Source organism: Tuberibacillus sp. Marseille-P3662 (genome assembly GCF_900178005.1).
Lineage (GTDB): Bacteria > Bacillota > Bacilli > Bacillales > Sporolactobacillaceae > Marseille-P3662.
Genome location: NZ_FXBS01000003.1, coordinates 375,964 through 394,787 on the forward strand (window position 1 = coordinate 375,964; position 18,824 = coordinate 394,787).

15 protein-coding genes are annotated in these 18,824 nt (G+C 41.7%); 12 read left to right on the forward strand and 3 right to left on the reverse strand.

What is annotated here, in order from left to right:
• Positions 1-36 precede the first annotated feature (36 nt).
• Positions 37-1,074 (forward strand): MerR family transcriptional regulator, encoded by a 1,038-nt coding sequence (locus B9Y89_RS03455; protein ID WP_085521535.1) that lies wholly within the window; start codon positions 37-39, stop codon positions 1,072-1,074.
• Here the strand turns inward: B9Y89_RS03455 and B9Y89_RS03460 are convergent.
• Positions 1,071-1,361: a YrhK family protein gene (locus B9Y89_RS03460; RefSeq protein WP_139822692.1), complete on the reverse strand. Its 291-nt coding sequence runs from the start codon at positions 1,359-1,361 to the stop codon at positions 1,071-1,073. The genes B9Y89_RS03455 and B9Y89_RS03460 overlap by 4 nt on opposite strands.
• A gap of 129 nt (positions 1,362-1,490) precedes the next feature.
• Positions 1,491-1,799, reverse strand: a complete 309-nt coding sequence (locus B9Y89_RS03465) for an ArsR/SmtB family transcription factor (RefSeq protein WP_085521538.1) — start codon at positions 1,797-1,799, stop codon at positions 1,491-1,493.
• A 237-nt stretch (positions 1,800-2,036) separates the two neighbouring features.
• Between B9Y89_RS03465 and B9Y89_RS03470 the strand changes: the two genes are divergently transcribed.
• The 3 genes from B9Y89_RS03470 (at position 2,037) to B9Y89_RS03480 (ending at position 6,553) form a co-directional block, all read left to right on the forward strand.
• Positions 2,037-2,978, forward strand: coding sequence for a cation diffusion facilitator family transporter (locus tag B9Y89_RS03470; RefSeq protein ID WP_085521540.1), 942 nt, complete (start codon positions 2,037-2,039; stop codon positions 2,976-2,978).
• Positions 2,979-3,108: 130 nt separating this feature from the next.
• Positions 3,109-3,963, forward strand: coding sequence for a cytochrome c oxidase assembly protein (locus tag B9Y89_RS03475; protein WP_085521542.1), 855 nt, complete (start codon positions 3,109-3,111; stop codon positions 3,961-3,963).
• Between the two features lie 427 nt (positions 3,964-4,390).
• Positions 4,391-6,553, forward strand: coding sequence for an ATP-dependent Clp protease ATP-binding subunit (locus B9Y89_RS03480; protein WP_085521626.1), 2,163 nt, complete (start codon positions 4,391-4,393; stop codon positions 6,551-6,553).
• A 77-nt stretch (positions 6,554-6,630) separates the two neighbouring features.
• Here the strand turns inward: B9Y89_RS03480 and B9Y89_RS03485 are convergent, their stop codons facing one another.
• On the reverse strand, positions 6,631-7,206 hold the full coding sequence (locus tag B9Y89_RS03485) for a hydrolase (RefSeq protein ID WP_085521544.1): 576 nt from the start codon (positions 7,204-7,206) through the stop codon (positions 6,631-6,633).
• Between the two features lie 166 nt (positions 7,207-7,372).
• Between B9Y89_RS03485 and B9Y89_RS03490 the strand changes: the two genes are divergently transcribed.
• From B9Y89_RS03490 to lipA, 8 genes are all read left to right on the forward strand, one after another.
• The gene (locus B9Y89_RS03490) at positions 7,373-8,104 is read left to right on the forward strand and encodes a Cof-type HAD-IIB family hydrolase (RefSeq protein ID WP_085521546.1); all 732 of its coding nucleotides are present in this window, start codon (positions 7,373-7,375) and stop codon (positions 8,102-8,104) included.
• Between the two features lie 127 nt (positions 8,105-8,231).
• Positions 8,232-10,508, forward strand: coding sequence for a UvrD-helicase domain-containing protein (locus B9Y89_RS03495; RefSeq protein ID WP_085521547.1), 2,277 nt, complete (start codon positions 8,232-8,234; stop codon positions 10,506-10,508).
• A 788-nt stretch (positions 10,509-11,296) separates the two neighbouring features.
• Positions 11,297-12,622, forward strand: coding sequence for an alanine/glycine:cation symporter family protein (locus tag B9Y89_RS03500; RefSeq protein WP_085521549.1), 1,326 nt, complete (start codon positions 11,297-11,299; stop codon positions 12,620-12,622).
• A 163-nt stretch (positions 12,623-12,785) separates the two neighbouring features.
• Complete coding sequence (gene uvsE, locus B9Y89_RS03505) at positions 12,786-13,763, forward strand: UV DNA damage repair endonuclease UvsE (RefSeq protein WP_085521551.1); 978 nt, start codon at positions 12,786-12,788, stop codon at positions 13,761-13,763.
• Between the two features lie 307 nt (positions 13,764-14,070).
• Entirely contained in the window at positions 14,071-15,060 is a 990-nt protein-coding gene (locus B9Y89_RS03510) for a BMP family lipoprotein (RefSeq protein ID WP_085521553.1), read from the forward strand.
• Positions 15,057-16,709, forward strand: coding sequence for a methyl-accepting chemotaxis protein (locus tag B9Y89_RS03515; protein WP_085521555.1), 1,653 nt, complete (start codon positions 15,057-15,059; stop codon positions 16,707-16,709). The genes B9Y89_RS03510 and B9Y89_RS03515 overlap by 4 nt, the downstream gene beginning before the upstream one ends.
• Before the next feature lie 124 nt (positions 16,710-16,833).
• Positions 16,834-17,655 (forward strand): lipoate--protein ligase family protein, encoded by an 822-nt coding sequence (locus tag B9Y89_RS03520; protein WP_139822693.1) that lies wholly within the window; start codon positions 16,834-16,836, stop codon positions 17,653-17,655.
• A 24-nt stretch (positions 17,656-17,679) separates the two neighbouring features.
• Positions 17,680-18,603, forward strand: a complete 924-nt coding sequence (lipA, locus tag B9Y89_RS03525) for a lipoyl synthase (RefSeq protein WP_085521559.1) — start codon at positions 17,680-17,682, stop codon at positions 18,601-18,603.
• Positions 18,604-18,824: the final 221 nt, after the last annotated feature.

Below are 18,824 nucleotides of genomic sequence, written 5' to 3' on the forward strand. Positions count from 1 at the left end.
CGTTTATAGTTAAGGCGAAAGGGGAGTTGAGAGCTCGTGCAAATTAAAGAAGCTGCCAAGCATTTAGATACAACACCTAGAACAATTCGCTATTATGAGCAGCAGGGACTCGTACTGCCGGAGAAAAAGGCAGATAATCAATACCGGGAATTTACCGATCATGACCTCTGGCGGTTACAGACCATTTTGGCGTTACGACAGTTTGGAATACCTGTTAAGACAATCAAACACTTATTGAATCATGAAAATGAGGATATAGGAAGATATCTGGATATCCAACGGTCTATATTATATGAAGAATGGTTAGAAATGAAGGATATGCTTGCGACTCTGGATGATGTGATTCAGCGTCAATCAAACGTTTGTTTAAATCCTGAGGACTTATCGGTACTGGCCCGGCACTTGAAATCACTAAAGGATAAACGCAAAGATTGGAATGACCGGTGGGATTTTGACAGTCAAGCAGGTAGCTATGATCAGAGCATTAAAACGACGGGCTATCGCTTCAATATTCATCAAGATTATCAGCAAGCCTTAAGAATGACCACTGATTGGCTCTGCCCCCAAGCGGGAGATGTGTTGCTTGACATTGGTATCGGTACGGGTAATTTAGCTGATCATTGGAAAGATCAAGCGACAACCATCATTGGTATTGATCAATCTGAGGAAATGTTGAAGGTTTGTGCCGAAAAACATCCAGCGTTCGATTTACGGAAAGGGCACTTTCTCGCTTTGCCGTTAATGGATCATACTGTTAATGCGATTGGAACGAGTTATGCGCTTCATCATTTACCTGATGATGATAAGCTTTTAGCATTAGAGGAAATGGATCGTGTATTAAAGCAGGGTGGACGTCTATGCATCGCCGATCTTATGTTCATTGATCAAAAAAATCGCAGGCAAGTGATCCATGACTATGAACAAGCCGGCGATGTTGATGCTATTGACGCCATCAATGATGAATACTTTGCGAACCGCTTCCAGCTTGTTGATTTCCTGCAGACGCTAGATTACGACGTGAAAACGAGACAAATTAATCACATGCTTCATATTGTGTATGCTAAGAAATCCTAACGGCTACTCATATGTTTAGCTAGATTGCGGCGTCCCTTTCTCAAGTGAATGTGCCGACACATTCTTAAAAATGGGCGTATGCCCATATGGATACTTCCAATAAGAAACAGCCATGCTGCAATGTCTTCCCATTTACTTATGAGAAAACAAATACTTCCAACCGTGAACGTGATGGCTAGTAAGACCTCATTGAAAATGGTTAGAACTTCGTATCTGTGATGAACGATCAATTGATGTTCACCGACGTTGACAGTTAAGTCCGGATCATTTCGTTTATTGGATGACATAAAACCTTCCTCTCCGTAAAATGCCATCCTTAGTGTGCGAGGGACTTGTAGGAGTCATGCATGGTGAGTCATGATAATTCTCAATACATGTCATACTATAGTGTCAGAGCGTCCGTGATTTCGGACGCTTTAAATATGCAGGGCATGATTAATCGTGGCTTGTAAAACATTCATGACATGGTCGTCATCAGGGGAATAATAAAAGGAGGCTCCTGATCGTCGAAATTGGACGAGACGCAAGTTTTTTAAAAACCGCAACTGATGCGAGACAGTAGACTGTGTCAGTTCCAGTTCTGATGCAATTTCATTGACGGAACATTCTCGGTGAAACAATAAATGCAAAATTTTAATCCGTGTCGGATCAGATAAGGCTTTAAAGGTTTGCGAAACCATGAATAACGTTTCTTGATCTAAGTGTTCATACTGGTTCTCTGTCATAAGCATCCCCTTTTGTTCATTGCTTACTATCCATCATATCATTCCTTAATGGGAAACAAACAGATTGAGCATGATATGATGATGAGGAATATAATGAAATAAGGGAAATGTGCTGCAAAGAAGAAATAACTTTTTAACAAAGCCATAATAATAAAAAGCTGGTTGTCATACTTCGATTTTTTTCATACAATCATATATGAGCACATGTTCATATATGATAATTTGGAGTGAGAAAAAGTGAGTCACGAACATGGACACGATCATTCTCATAACGCGAACAAAAAAGCACTACTCATTAGTTTTATTCTTATTGCTGCATTTATGTTGGTTGAAGTTATCGGTGGGTTTTTGACAAATAGTCTAGCCTTGCTTTCTGATGCTGGTCACATGCTGAGTGACGCCGTTTCTTTAGCTGTGGGTCTATTAGCCTTTAAATTTGGTGAAAAAAATGCGGACCTAAATAAGACTTACGGTTACAAACGATTTGAAATATTAGCGGCGTTGTTTAATGGTATTGTTCTCATTTTGATTTCCCTTTATATCATTTATGAAGCTTATCAACGTTTTTTAAACCCGCCTGACGTTGCCAGCACAGGCATGTTAGTCGTGGCTATTATCGGACTGATTGTTAATATCGCTGTTGCATGGATTTTAATGCAAGGGGAATCCGAAGAAAATTTGAATCTCCGGGCAGCTTTTCTTCATGTTATCGGGGATTTGCTGGGGTCCGTCGGTGCGATTATCGCAGCATTATTGATTCTCTTTTTCAACTGGGGAATCGCTGATCCTATTGCGAGTGTGGTTGTCGCTGTCTTGGTATTGGTAAGCGGTTGGCGCGTGACGCGTGATGCTTGTCATGTTCTAATGGAAGGCACGCCGGAAAATGTTGATATCGATGCCATCATCAACTGTGTCCAGTCGATTAGTGGTATTTCCAAAATTCATGATTTGCACGTATGGAGTATTACAAGTGGTCAAAATGCTTTATCCTGCCACGCAGTAGTAAATGAAAATTTGACGATTAGAGATGGGCAAGAAATCCTTCGTGATGTTGAGCATCAATTGCAGCATCAGGGCATTGGCCATGTCACCATTCAATTAGAGGACGGTAGTCATCCGCACAAGGATTCCTTGACTTGTGAGGATAGCGATCAAGGCCACCATGAGCATGATCATTGAAAACCACCAGGCTAATGGGCTTGGTGGTTTTCTTTAAAGAATGGTCACATAATAAGTGGTTATACTGACAGTTTATTTGGTATGCTGTTAATATAGAGACAGTATTATAGTAATAAGAGAGGGCTAATATATGCGTGATTATGATTCCATTTCTGATTTGTCCTTTGTCCAAATGTGGTCACCGGTTATGATTGGGATTTTACTCTTTATAGGCGCTATATATATATGGAGTGTCCATTCCTATGAAAAACGGCATACAGTGAAACTGGAAAAAAAAGGGATGAAATTATTCTTTTTTCTAGCGGGTTTGCTCGCATTTTACATAGCTGAGGGTAGCCCGGTTAAGGCGATTGGTCACCATTTCTTTTTCAGTGTTCATATGTTTTCGATGTCCGTCATTTATTTTGTTTTTCCACCGTTATTGCTTGCGGGCTTATATGAATGGATGGTCATCCCAGTCATTAGAGTTACGCCTGTTAAGTTTGTGTTAAAAATATTATTGAAACCGTTATTAGCTGTTTCCCTGTTTAATTTGTTCTTATCGTTTTATCATATCCCGATATTTTTTGATGCTATTATGAGCGACATGACCTATATGATTTTAGCGAATATCTTTTTAATCTTTCTTGCTTTCATCATGTGGTGGGTGATTATACCACCGACCGATGAACTGGGAACAATCGATAATCCTAAGAAGTTGATTTATGTCTTCTTTGCTAGTGTTTTATTAACACCGGCATGTGCTATGATCACATTTGCCCCAGGCATGCTCTATGAAAGTGTGGCTACGGAGCCGGTTATTTGGATCATGTCACGTTTGGAAGACCAACATACTGGCGGTGTCGTCATGAAGGTCATGCAAGAAATTGTGTTTATTGCAACTTTCGGTTATATCTTCTTTAAATGGTTCAGACAAGAACGAGAAACAAATAAGAGCAATGATTTAAATCCAAGTACAGACGCGCTTCGTCCACAATTGAAATAATCATAAAATACCCCGCCTTGAAATAAGGCGGGGTCAAACTTTGGGGGAGTTTTATGTTCAATGCAAGGATCCAATGCATCTCATTAACATTGTAACCGGGTTTTGACGTTTTTATACTTTACAAGTCAAATTTCATCCTTGAAAGTCAAAAAAGGTCAGAGTATAATATGGGTTAGATGGTTATTGGTTAACCATCTACGAAACGGGTCACGTTGCATATACCTAATATGCTTGTTATAATATAATTAAAAGGTCAAAGAAAGTCAGTAATGATCTTGCTCATAACTCTGATTCCTTGATTCAAGCATAGTACTTGAAAGGGTATAGGAATGAGAGTTAAAATATAAATCAAAAGGTCAAAGAAAGTCAAAGTCTAAAATTAATGGTGAAATCAAAACTATTTAAAGGAGGCCTGAGGTTCATGGCAATACAATGTGATAATTGTCAACAGAACCCTGCCGTAGTTGATTTAACGATTCAAATGAATCAGCAACAACAAAACCTAAGTCTATGTGAGACATGTTATAAACAACTAAGACAACAAAGCAAATTTCCGGCAGGCATGGGTGGTCATTTTTCATCCATCGATGATCTCTTGAAACAGATGATGCAACAGAATGCCGGTATGAACGGCGGACAGCAAGGTACGAAACAAGCCCAAAGCCAGTCTGGTCAAGGCGGCGGAGGTTTATTGGATGAGTTAGGTAAAAACTTAACCGATGCTGCTAAAGCAGGGTTAGTTGATCCAGTGATCGGACGCGATCAAGAAGTCGAACGTGTCATCGAAACACTCAATCGCCGTAACAAAAACAATCCGGCCTTAATTGGTGAACCAGGTGTTGGTAAAACAGCAATTGCTGAAGGACTAGCCTTGCGCATAGCTGATGGCAACGTTCCAAATAAATTGAAGAATAAGAGCATCTATCTACTAGATGTGAATTCTCTCGTTGCCGGAACGGGTGTCCGTGGTCAATTCGAAGAGCGGATGAAGCAATTGGTTAGTGAATTGCAAGAGCGTAAAAACGCGATTGTTTTCATTGATGAGATTCACCAAATCGTTGGTGCAGGGTCAGCGGAAGGTTCATCCGATGCAGGTAATATTTTGAAACCAGCACTTGCACGCGGCGACATTCAGGTTATTGGCGCCACAACGCTTAATGAGTATCGAAAAATCGAAAAAGATGCTGCACTTGAACGTCGTTTTCAACCCGTCATGGTCAATGAACCAACGGTTGATCAAGCTGTGGAAATCCTTAAAGGACTTCAAGAAAACTATGAAAAATACCATGATGTCAAGTATGATGACGATGTACTGCGAGCCTGCGTCACCTTGTCTAACCGCTATATTCAAGACCGGTTTTTACCGGATAAAGCCATCGATCTTATGGATGAAGCGGGCTCGAAGATCAACCTTCTTAATGCATCTGAAGCGACGGATGATGTAGAGGCTCGTCTTGAACAAATTGCTGCGGAAAAAGAACAGGCAACGCAAAATGAAGAATATGAAAGAGCGGCTAAACTTCGTGATGAAGAATTGCAACTTCAAGAACAGTTGAAGGATAGCAAAGGCGAACATGAAAACAATCATCAAAAAGCCGCTGTGGACATCGAAACCGTCCAGAAGATTGTGGAAGGAAAAACCGGTATCCCAGTCCGGAAATTGCAGCGCGATGAACAAGAGAAGATGAAGAACTTGGCTGATCGGATTAATGCCAATGTTATTGGTCAAGATGAAGCGGTGCAAAAAGTGGCTAAAGCCATTCGCCGTAATCGTTCTGGCTTCCGGAAGAAACACCGTCCAATCGGCTCATTCTTGTTTGTGGGACCAACCGGTGTTGGTAAAACCGAATTATCCAAAACATTAGCTGAAGAAATGTTTGGTGATCCTGAGGCCATGATTCGCCTTGATATGAGTGAGTACATGGAGAAACATTCTGTCTCGAAACTGATCGGTTCGCCACCAGGATATGTTGGTCATGATGAAGCTGGTCAATTGACGGAACGTGTTCGCAGGCAGCCATACAGCATTATTCTTTTGGATGAAATTGAAAAAGCCCATCCTGATGTTCAACACATGTTCTTGCAAATCATGGAAGATGGCCGATTGACAGACAGCCAAGGTCGTACAGTCAGCTTCAAAGATACGGTCATTATTATGACAAGTAACGCTGGATCAGCAAGTGTGAAAAAGATTACCGTCGGCTTTGGAAATGCCGAAGAAGAAGAGCCGCAAGCCGATGTCATTAACAATCTTAGCGCTTACTTCCGTCCAGAGTTCTTAAACCGTTTTGACGGTATCGTGCAATTCCGTCAACTTTCTCAAGACAATCTTATCAAAATTGTTGATTTGATGATGGAAGAGGTCTATGATGCGGCTCATGAACAAGGTGTCAATATTGAATTAACCAACGCCGCAAAAGATAAAATTGCTGAACTCGGTTATAATCCACAATTTGGTGCTCGTCCATTGCGACGCGTCATCGAAGAAAAAGTCGAAGACGGCATCGCTGACTTAATGTTACAAAAAGGTGATATCACGAACGTTAAAGTTGATGCCGCTGATGACGACATTGTGGTTACAGAAGCATAAGGATGACACTAAAAACCCCGGAGGCATAAGCTTCCGGGGGTTTTTAATGATGGTTTGGATAACAATTCAACTGCCTATTATAGGTTGTTTAAAATATCTTCAGTTGACCGCACCCGTCCCATTTTCGGAAACATATATGATACGGTGAAGTCATGTTCTTCTTTGGTCAGAGCATTCATCGCATCGGTAGCAAACACTTGCTGATAGTTCCGCTGGAAAGCTTCACGAGCAGTTGTTTCCACACCAATATTTGTCGCAATACCACTTAGGACAATATTTTTGATACCACGTCGCCGTAATTGCAAATCTAGATCAGTTCCGAAAAAGGCGCCCCAATTGCGTTTGGTGACAATAAGATCAGTGGATTCAGGTCCAAGTTCAGGGACCATATCGGTCCAATCGTCAGGTCTTTCAGATTGACCTGAAGCGCTGGGTTGATCCGTGATGGGTTGTAAAGCATCTCCGCCATCATGAAAATCCACATGAACAAGAGTGACAAACCCGCCTTTTTCACGGAAAGCTTCAGCTAGCTTCTTATTATTGTTGACGACATCCTGATTGTCATAAGGTTGTCCACCCATACCAACAATGCCTTTTTGTAAATCGATCACTATAAGCGCGGTTTCTTCAAGATTAAGATTTAATGCTTCCATTCATAACACCTCTAATTTAGCTAATCTTAATAGGATCTTTCCAAATCAATATTAACATACATCATCTTGTGGAAGGGTTTAATAGGCCTTTACTTTCCATTGAATGGCGGTGGGAGTTTGGATATAATTTAGTTATGTTATGCGGAATTAAATTGGGGGCATCGCTATGAACCAGATTAAGCTCATTGCTTTAGATATGGACGGAACGCTATTAAACGATCAGGAAGAGATAACGGAGAAGAATCGCCAGGCTATTCGTGGAGCTCAAGAACGGGGCATCTATGTTGTTTTAAGCACAGGGCGTTCAATCGCTACTTGCCGAGAATATGCCGATGCACTACAATTATCATCTTATCTCGTTACGGTTAATGGTAGCGAAATTTGGGGTGACTCTGGCGAATTAGTGGAACAACATTCGCTTCCAACTGATTCAATTCTATGGATGCATGAACTGGCAGAACGGTATCTTACAAACTTTTGGTGTGTCACAACAGACAAGGTATGGCGCAATGAATTTCCAGATGATGTGTCTCTTCACCAATGGCTCAAATTTGGATTTCAAACAAGTGATGATCAAGCGAGGACGAGCGTTCTCAGAACATTGGCTAACCGTCATCAGTTTGAAATTAGCAATTCTAATCCGACCAATATTGAAGTTAATGCAAAAGGTGTGAACAAGGCCAATGGATTACAATCAGTCTGTGATCGACTTAATATAACCATGGATCATGTCCTAGCTATGGGGGATAGTTTAAATGATATCGCGATGATCAATGAAGCAGGATATGGCATTGCTATGGGTAATGCCCAGCAGGATGTCAAAGATGCTGCTGATGGCATAACGGGGACGAATAATAATGATGGTGTTGCTCAAGCGATTTACCGATGGGTATTGTGATCGTTAAGAGCATCACGCGGTAAAATGAAGCATACAAAAAGGATCCCTTAGGTGACATTGAGGGATGATTACAGGATTCGACATACGAACAATTGATACATTTTAATTTACATCCAAGGTGATACATATGTCAGAGCAACGCTTTTATCAAAGGCCATTTGGGGTCAAAGAGCGACCGGTGCCCATGGCAGAAGTGGCTGATACTGTCCATACCAGTCAAATCGTTCAAGACCATGACACTGATGCCGCTTATTTTCGTAAGCTAGAAGAGTCGGGTGTCTATCTCAATCCAGCGCAAACTGAAGCCGTCCGTTATACTGAAGGGCCATTATTGACGCTGGCCGGTGCGGGTTCAGGGAAGACCTCCGTATTAGTTTGTCGTACGGGATATTTAGTGAGCATACAAAAGGTTCATCCCAAAAATATTCTTCTCGTTACGTTTACCAAGAAAGCTGCGGAAGAAATGAAAGAGAGAATCGGAGGATTGCCGGGATTAACGGAGCAAATGGCTCGGAGTATCCAAGCCAGTACATTCCATGCGTTTTTCTTAAAACTCCTTAGAAGCCGGGGTTACAAGCAAGTGATTTTAAGCAATGAACGCTACAAGCAGACCATTATTAAACTCATTTTAAAAGAGATGGGCATTGTCGACGCGCATGAACCGGAAACCCTTTTGGCGCTTTTTTCCTATTATAAGGTGAATCGGATGGGGACTGAACAAATGCCTTCTAAGACGACGGCTGATAAGAATGTTCAATCCATTTTCAAACGGTACGAGGCTTGGAAACGTGAGAATAACCAATGGGATTTTGACGATATCTTATGTGAAGCCTATCAAATGTTAAAGCAGTCGCCGCAGTTGCTGCAAGTTTTACAAGAGCGGTTTCGCTATATTATGGTTGATGAATTTCAAGATACGAATACTTTACAATATGAGCTTGTTAAAATGCTGGCCGACAGCCATCAAAATCTAATGGTCGTCGGTGATGATGACCAAACCATCTATTCATTTAATGGCGCCAAAAGCGATATCATCTTAAACTTTGACAAGATTTTTTCTAAGGTGAAAACGGTGACGCTCGATATTAATTATAGATCAAACGTGGGGATTGTTGGCCTTGGGAATGATGTGATTCGAACTAATAAACAACGAAAAAGCAAGATACTGCAAGCGACAAAACAAAGTCATCATGTTCCTCAATTTTTTCATCCGGATACGACAGATGATGAAGCCAAGTGGATCGCTGAAGATATCGAAGCTAAGGTCGCGAGCGGTGCTTATCATTACGGTGATTTTGCGATTTTACATAGAACCGCCAACAATAGCCGTTCTATGTTCGAGCAATTAACGCTCGACGAGCTCCCGTTCGTTCACTATTCATCGGTCAATCAGGTTTTCTATGAACAATGGAGCGTCAAACCGGTAATCGACCATTTAAGGTTATCACTCAATCCACGGGATTTAGACGCGATCGAAAGTATTTTACCAAGTTTGTATATTAATAGAGAAAAAGGTATTGAGTTTGTCAGACATCAAGAAGCCTGGACTAAGAAAAAATACCCGCTGATACATTTGCAGAGCTTCTCGCGGGTTAAAGATTTTCAAAAGAAAAAGATTGAAGAACGGATCCGTCTGATTAAAAAATTGAAGGAAGATCAACCCGTTAAGGCAATCCGCACGATTCGAGATACATTTTATGATAAATTTATCGAAGCGGATGAGGGGCAGTCGCTAACGATGAATAAAGAAGTCATCAAGGAATCGTTGGACGAACTGGAATCCTCAGCAAAACGGTTTAACACTGTTTCGAATTTTATTGCTTTCATCGATGATATGATTCAAAAAAATGAGGGTATGAAGAACGATCGTAACGATATGTCAGTTGATGCTGTTTCATTAATGACCATTCACCGGGCCAAGGGACTTGAATTCCCAGTCGTTTATGTGATTGGTGCGTCAGAAGGCATCTTGCCACATCGGTCCGCCTTGGAAGCTGGCGATATGGAAGACGGTGTGGCATGGGATCAAGTCACAGAAGCGCTTGAAGAAGAAAGGCGGATTGCTTACGTTGCGATCACTAGAGCTGAAAACGAATTATACATAGGTTCGCCCGCCTTTTATCGAGGAAAAAAAGCGGCCGTCTCACGCTTTTTGTGCGAAGCCTTTGGCGAACCGGTTCAAGAAAAAGAAACAGACTCTCGGAAGACCCAAAACCAGCGGCAGCCACATCATCGAAGAAAGGATAACCATGAGAAAAATAAGAAAGTTGTCGCTTGGGTGTGTACAAGCTCGTCTTGTAATGGCTGGCAGCAAATAACGAACCATAAAGAAACCCAGATTCAAGAAAAAGAATGTCCGATCTGTAAAAGTGCAATGAAGCAAGGGGAGAAATGGAAGGCTTAGTTCGTCTTCAATGGTTTCCCTTTGTGTTTATTTTTGGCATATTTTCGTATTGTTAAAGAAATGATCGGTGTTCCGATGATGGTTGGCAGGAATCAGATAAGCAAAATCGGGCATTGTGGAGTAGGAGGACGTTGGCTGCATTGATGGCGAGTGTCACAGTCACAATCGCTGGTGGCAAATGTTCAATTGGTTTTCGAGCCAGTCTTGCAGAGCTTGTTTTCCTTTTTCGGTGACTTGATATATTTTTTTATTTGGTTTGTCTTCTTGCTGCTCGGTATGTACGGTTGCAGATCATTACTAACTAATTTTTTAGGTTAGGGTAAATTTGACCGTAGCCTTCAAGAAGGTGCGCTGTCCCGTAGGTGTCCCGCAACGCAACAAAAGTGTCCCGTACTGTAATTATTCTGTCCCGTAAATAAAGAAAGTTGGAACGCATCTGTCCCATAGAAGGTGCGCTGTCCCGTAGGTGTCCCGCAACGCAACAAAAGTGTCCCGTACTGTAATTATTCTGTCCCGAAAATGAAGAATGCTGGAACGCACTTGTCCCATAGAAGGTGCGCTGTCCCGTAGGTGTCCCGCAACGCAACAAAAGTGTCCCGTACTGTAATTATTCTGTCCCGAAAATGAAGAATGCTGGAACGCACTTGTCCCATAGAAGGTACCTCATCCCATTCATATATCCCAAATGTACCCATAAATAAACTCGTCCGCATAGCTGGGCGTTGCTTTCACATATAATGTTGTATTCATTTTCTTTACAACATTGTTACTGAAAAAGGTGAATGCACATGCAGGTGTTAACAGATATTTTCCACGCCATTAATAATGTTTTATGGGGATCGGTGATGGTGATTGTCCTGCTTGGTACGGGATGCTATTTAACGATCCGGCTACGCTTTTTACAAGTCTTTAAAATGCCTGCGATGATAAAACAAGTTGTGGGTCCGCTTTTTAAGAAAAATGAAAGACAACCAAGCGGCATGACGTCATTTCAGGCATTAGCAACGTCGATTGCCGCGCAAGTCGGTACGGGTAACCTGGCAGGAGTAGCAACGGCGATTGCCAGCGGCGGTCCGGGGTCGATTGTTTGGATGTGGATCAGTTCATTTCTTGGTATGGCTACCATTTTTTCAGAAGCGGTTCTTGCGCAATTGTTTAAAGTGAAATCTGGTAATCAAGCTTATGGTGGTCCGGCCTTTTACATATCCATGGGACTTAATCAACGGTGGTTGGCTGGATTTTTTGCGGTGGCGGTTGTTCTCGCATTAGGACTCATTGGTAACATGGTTCAATCGAATTCAATTGCTGCTGCGTTTAGTACAGCTTTTCCCATACGATCTTCGACGATCGGAATTCTTCTTGTTGTTTTTGTTGGTTTGATCATTTTTGGTGGTGTTAATCGGATTGCTTCCGTGGCCGAGAAAGTGATCCCATTTATGGCGTTATTTTATATTATTGGATGTATTGTGATTCTAGTGATGCATGTAGATGCACTTTTGCCGGGGATTCGTTTGATGATTAACGATGCTTTCAGTTCAGAAGCTGCTGGCGGTGGCTTGCTTGGTGCAACGGTCAAAGAAGCAATAAGGTACGGCATTTCCCGTGGTTTGTTCACGAATGAAGCAGGGATGGGCTCCACGCCGCATGCCCATGCAGCGGCCGACGTGAATCATCCAGTTGAACAAGGCTTTGTCGCGATGTTAGGCGTACTTATTGATACATTGCTGATTTGTACCTTGACGGCATTGGTCATCATTTCCACAGGAGCATTTACAACCGACGAAACAAGCATTGCATTGACCCAAGAGGGCTTCATGCGCGGGTTTGGAGCATTCGGTCAATACTTCATTGCCATAAGCTTATTGTTTTTCTCGTTTACCACCATATTAGGCTGGTACTATTATGGGGAGACTAACGTTAGATTCTTATTCGGTAATCGAACGGTGTTGTATCGATGTCTTGTCCTTGGATTTGTCTTTATTGGTACTCAGCTGAAAATTGGATTGGTATGGGAAATCGCCGACACCCTTAATGCTTTTATGATCTTGCCAAATGTGATGGCTTTGTTGGCATTAAGTGGACTTGTAGCCAAAACATTAAAAAGCTACCGGTGAACGATAAAACACAACATTTATGAGTATGATGTCGGTGATGCGATATACTAATCCTAGTTTCTATCTAAGGGCACTTCCCTGCTCGCTAAGCACCACTATAGCATTTTAACAATGGTGCCAAAGGCGAGACTTAGTAAAAATGATGATCAAGGAAGTGAAGCATATGCCCTCATCTACGTTGTTCAGACTCGGTTACGTTGCGATGAGTGTCCATTTGGAAAACAGCTCACCCTCGCAAACGATGACGTATAAACGCTATAATCAGTTGGATGATCCAGCCGCTGCCCGACGGCGTTTGGAGCATATCGCACAGTCTAATATTAACAATTGTCTACGTTTATTAAAGCATAACTGGGCGCATGATATTCATTTTTTTCGTTTAAGTTCCCGGCTCGTCCCGTTAGCTACACACGAGGCCCTTGCTGATTGGGACTACATGTCAGCCATTCAGGAGCCGCTGCAATCATTGGGTGCTTACGCTAAAGAACACCAAATGCGCTTAGATTTTCACCCGGATCATTTCGTTGTTCTCAATACACCTAAGAAGGAAACATTGAAAGCATCCATCAACATTTTACGCTACCATCGACGATTGTTAATGGGTATGAACTTAGATTCAAGGCATCGTTGTGTCTTGCATGTCGGCGGTACTTACAAGGATAAACCCAAGGCCTTGGAACGGTTTGTGACAAACTGGGCGTATATTCCCAAAGACATTCAACAGATGTTAATGATTGAAAACGACGATAAGTCATTTACGCTGTTGGACGGCCTTTATTTAAGTGAAAAACTGGGTGTACCATTGGTGTTCGACTATCACCATCATCTCGCTAACCATGACGATCCTGACTGGGAAAGTCATTGGCCCCGAATTGTGGATACATGGGCTAACTCGCCCTTGCCGTTGAAAATGCATATCTCAAGCCCGAAAAGTGACCAAGCCTTTCGCAGTCACGCCGATACGGTTGATGCTGATAGGTTCATGCACTTTGTCAAAGCCGTGAACGGATCGGTTCCGCAAATTGATTGCATGATTGAAGCAAAGAAAAAAGATGGCGCTTTATTTCAGTTGATAACTGATTTGAAAAAGCGTGAAGATGTAGAAATTGTGGATGGTTCAAGTTTTTATATCTTATCCTAAGAGACTGGAACAAAAGTATATGAGTCATAGAATCATCCGAACTTGTTTATTTAATCCGTTCGGATGATTTGTTTAGAATAGTTATTTCTGTCATCGTTTTGTCAAAATCCTTCGCTTGCCGCGGGCACGGCCTCAGTTAACTTGGTCAAGAACCCCCCTTTACCAAGTGGATCTGCGGCTCGTGTTTTATATATTAGATTATTCATTATATAGCCACAATTGCTGAAATTACCCTTTTCATAAAAAAATGTGTTCGTTTGTCGATATGTAAAACATAAACATTTTTTATTTAAAAGGGGAGTTAGCTGTGCGCCATATTTTTGTCATACTATGTCTTGCAACGGGACTATTGCTATCAGGCTGTCAGAGCGAGGCAAATTATCAACCAAAGGAATTTACTAAAGTTGGCATTGTCTTATCAAATGGTGGATTAGGGGATCAATCCTTCAATGATGCCGCTTTTAACGGTTTGACCCAAGCAAGGAATAAACTCAATATTTTATTTGATTATAGAGAAATCTCTGATGAGGTGACCTATGAGGATGCATTTAAGGATTTGGCGAAAGGTGATTATGATTTAATTGTCGGCTTAGGATTTGAAGGTCAAGAAGCGCTTGAAACAGTTGCTAAGAACCACTCTGACCAACAATTTCTGTTAGTGGATAGTGTCTCAAAATTAAAAAACGTCACTTCACTCACTTTTAAAGAACATGAAGGCAGTTATCTTGCGGGTGTGATCGCTGGTATGAAAACAAAATCTGATGTTGTCGGATTTGTGGGAGGGGAGAAAGCTTCTGTTATTAAAAAATTTGAATCCGGTTTTCAGCAAGGAGTAAAAAAAGTGAATCCTGATGCTGAAGTATTGATTGATTATACTGGGACTTTTAATCAAACCGCTCCAGGTAAGACAATAGCTGAAAGCATGATCAATCAGAAGGCGGATGTTTTATTCGCTGCCGCTGGCTTAAGTGGTGTTGGGATGATAAAGGCCGCTCAGGAAAACGGTGTCTATGCGATCGGTGTAGATAGTGATCAATTTCATGTCGCAGAAAAAGCTGTCATGACGTCAATGATGAAACGTGTTGACACGGCCATGTACACGGTTGTTCAAGATCTTGTTAAGGATAACAAGTTAGATAAGGGACAAATGGTTCTCGGTTTAAATGAAGAAGGCGTGTCGTTGGCACCGATTCGGGTAACAAAACTGACTGAGAAAGAAAAACAGACCCTACAAACAATCAAGAAAAAGATTAAAGACGGAACGATCGTTGTGAAAAATGAGGGGGGAGAATCATGAACTTAAAGTTAAAAAATCGGTTATTATTGATCAATTTAACCCCATTAGTTCTAGTCTTTATCTTATTAGGCGTTATCATCTGGCAAATACTTGGGGTGCACTCAAACAACAATTACGTTGATGTTAAGGTGAAAATTGAAAAACTCAATGCCTCGTTGGTTGGCGCTCAACAAGCATTAAGCAATTATGCAACGAATGACACACTTGAAAATAAAGACAATGCGACATCGAAATTAGAAAGTGTATCAGAGCGGCTTGATCAACTAAGTCAGGCCACACTTATTGATCAGCACGACAAATTGTTGGCAAAAATGCAAGACAAAACCAAAGCGTTGACAGATCAGGCTCTTAACGCATTAGAAAATGAGAAGCCGTCACTCGCCAAAACACAGTCTGTCCGAATAAAAGGGATTCTTAATGATGTGTATACATTGCGAGAAAGAGCGAATCACTACTATAACTACCTTGAAGAACGGACGGATAGTGAAATTCAATCCATCGTTATATTTGCCGCTGTTGCAGGAGCGATTCTATTTGTTATCGCTGCTTTATGTGGCACCTTTCTATCATTGCAAGTTTCAAAGTCTATTAATGGGTTATCCCGAACAGCCGGCAAGATTGCGGATGGCGATTTAACGACAGAGCTTCCTAATAATGAACGCAATGATGAAATTGGGCACCTCTATGATTCCTTCAATGAAATGGTCACTAATTTGAAAGGTATGGTGAACTCGATTAAAGGGGTTTCTTATACACTCGGTGAATTTTCATCAGATATTAAGAATCAAAATCATACCTTGAAAGACATTAGTAAGCAGATTGCTGGATCAACCAATGAACTGGCTCAAGGAACGCAAAATGTCTCGGGTGATTTAGCCGGTGCAGTTGAGTCGATGGATCAAATTCAAACGCAATTCAGTGACACACTTAATGTTTCTAATGAATCAGTCCAACAAACTGAACAAGCCGTTACGGCCATTAATAAAGGGCGTGAAGCTGTTGATAAACAACAGACTGCGGTCAAGAACAGTCAAAAGGTTACGAAAGACATGGAAAAGGCTTTGAAGGATTTTTCAAGTCATGCATCTGGGATTGATCAAATGGCAAAAACAGTGTCGGATATCTCTGAACAAACCAACTTACTAGCATTAAATGCATCTATTGAAGCCGCCCGTGCTGGGGAATCCGGTAAAGGGTTTGCAGTGGTCGCGGATGAAATTCGAAAATTAGCTGAGGCATCTGACCAGGCTACGAAACAAATTTTTGATCGTGTTAATGACATTCACCAAGGTTTAAAATCTGTTTTTGCAAATTTGGACAGCAATGTTGAAACAGTGAATCAACAAAATGTGGCGATGGAAGAAACAACGGAGGCTTTTGGCGATATTGATGGACAAGTCAGTCATATTAATCAACAGATTCAAACGTTACGGGAACGTATCCAACAATCTGAAGAAAATAGTCAAAGCATCCTTGCTGTCTTTCAGAATATTAGTGCCGTAACTGAAGAATCAGCCGCGAGTTCAGAAGAAATTTCCGCTTCAACTTCAGAACAGGAATCAGCCATTGAAAAAATGTTAAGCCAGGTTGAAGAGTTAGATACTATGGTGGCTCTTTTGAACGATGATATGAACCGGTATAAGGTGTAAAAAAGAGGGAGCACCCCTCTTTTTTTATAACACAATTATGTTTACACCCTGGTTCAAAGCTTGTTATGATAATTATGGAAATTAATTTACTGCAATAAAGTAACTTAATCAGAATTGAGGTGACATCATGACTGAGACTTGGGTGTTTTTGGATACAGGTTATCATACGCCAGAATTCAATATGGCGTTGGATGAGTCTTTACTGAATTGGCACAGTCAAGGGTTGATTCCCCCTGTCTTGCGGTTTTATGGTTGGGACCCTCCAGGCTTGTCATTAGGGTATTTTCAAAAATCAAAAGGAAAAATTGATATTGAGGCCACTCACAACCACGGCTATCGCATTGTGCGACGTCCAACCGGAGGCCGGGCGGTCTTGCATGATAATGAGCTCACTTATAGTGTTATTGTCGCGGAAGAGCATGAAAAAATGCCGAAATCGGTGACAGAAGCTTATCGGGTGATTTCCCAAGGACTTTTGGAAGGATTTAGCGGTCTGGGCATTCAGGCTGACTTTTCCATTCCCGAGGGTAAACTTGGACAAACGAATTCTGCCGTTTGTTTTGAAGAACCTTCTTGGTATGAGTTGATTGTTGAAGACCGCAAAGCTGCCGGGAGCGCCCAAACTAGGCAAAAGGGCGTTATTTTACAACACGGGTCAATTCCGATTGATGTTGATGAAGTTGCGCTTTTTGACTTATTTGTCTATCCGAATGAACGTATCAAAGAACGGGCGCGGCGGTCCTTTGGAGGTAAAGCAGTGGCCATTAACGATGTTCTTGAGGATAAAAAAAACCTTGCCGATGTTAAGGCGGCATTTAAATCTGGATTTGAAAAGGGTTTGGGTGTAAAGTTAGAGCCCTATACTTTAACCAAGGAACAATTAGAAGAAGTTGAAACATTGGCCAAAACAAAATATAGTGATGATAGCTATACATTTTCGCGCTAAATCGGTTAAGGAGTGACCTGACATATGACAAAGAAGGAAGAGCATGTTCGTAAACCAGATTGGCTTAAAGTTAAACTGAATACTAATAAAAATTATACCGGTTTGAAAAAAATGATGCGGGAGAAAAACTTACATACGGTCTGTGAAGAAGCTAAGTGTCCGAATATTCATGAATGCTGGGCGACTAGAAAGACCGCCACTTTCATGATTCTCGGTGATACATGTACCCGCGGTTGCCGCTTTTGTGCTGTTAAAACCGGTTTACCAAATGAATTAGATTGGGCCGAGCCTGAACGCGTTGCTGAATCGGTTGAAATGATGGGACTGCGTCATGCCGTGATTACAGCTGTTGCTCGTGATGACCTTGCAGATGGTGGAGCAGCCGTTTTTGCTGAAACGGTGCGCGCGATTCGCCGCCGTGTTCCCTGGTGTACTGTTGAAATCTTACCTTCTGATATGAAGGGCGATTACGATAGTTTACATACGTTAATGGATTCAGGGCCGGATATTTTCAACCACAATATTGAAACCGTCCGTCGTCTGACGAAACGGGTTCGGGCAATTGCAACTTATGACCGTTCACTGCAATTACTACAGCGGGTCAAAGAGATCTCGCCAAATACACCTGTGAAATCAAGTATGATGGTTGGCTTGGGTGAAACCAAAGAGGAAATTGAACAGGCGATGGATGATTTGCTTGCTCATGATGTGGATATTATGGCTATTGGCCAATATTTGCAACCAACGAAGAAACATTTGAACGTTGAGCGTTATTATCATCCGGATGAATTTGACGAACTCAAGCGTATCGCTTTAGAAAAAGGTTTCCGTCATTGTGAGGCAGGACCAATGGTGCGCTCTTCCTATCATGCTGATGAGCAAGTAAATGAAGCTTCACGACGCCGTCAATTACAATACGAAGAGGAAGATGTCGAAAGCAGTATGTGAAATGTCAATCCAACAAAGGCTGGGACAAATCTAAAACAGGGTACTCAGAAGCCGACATGAGATATGAAAGCACGTTCTAAGCGTCGTCAAAATACGTAGACGCTCGCGGCAAGCGAAGGATTTTGACGACGCGATGACAGGAATGACGATTTTAAAGAAAACTTGGCTTGTCGCCAAGCCTTAATGGCGAAAGCCTTAGTTGCACTTATACTTGAAGAAAG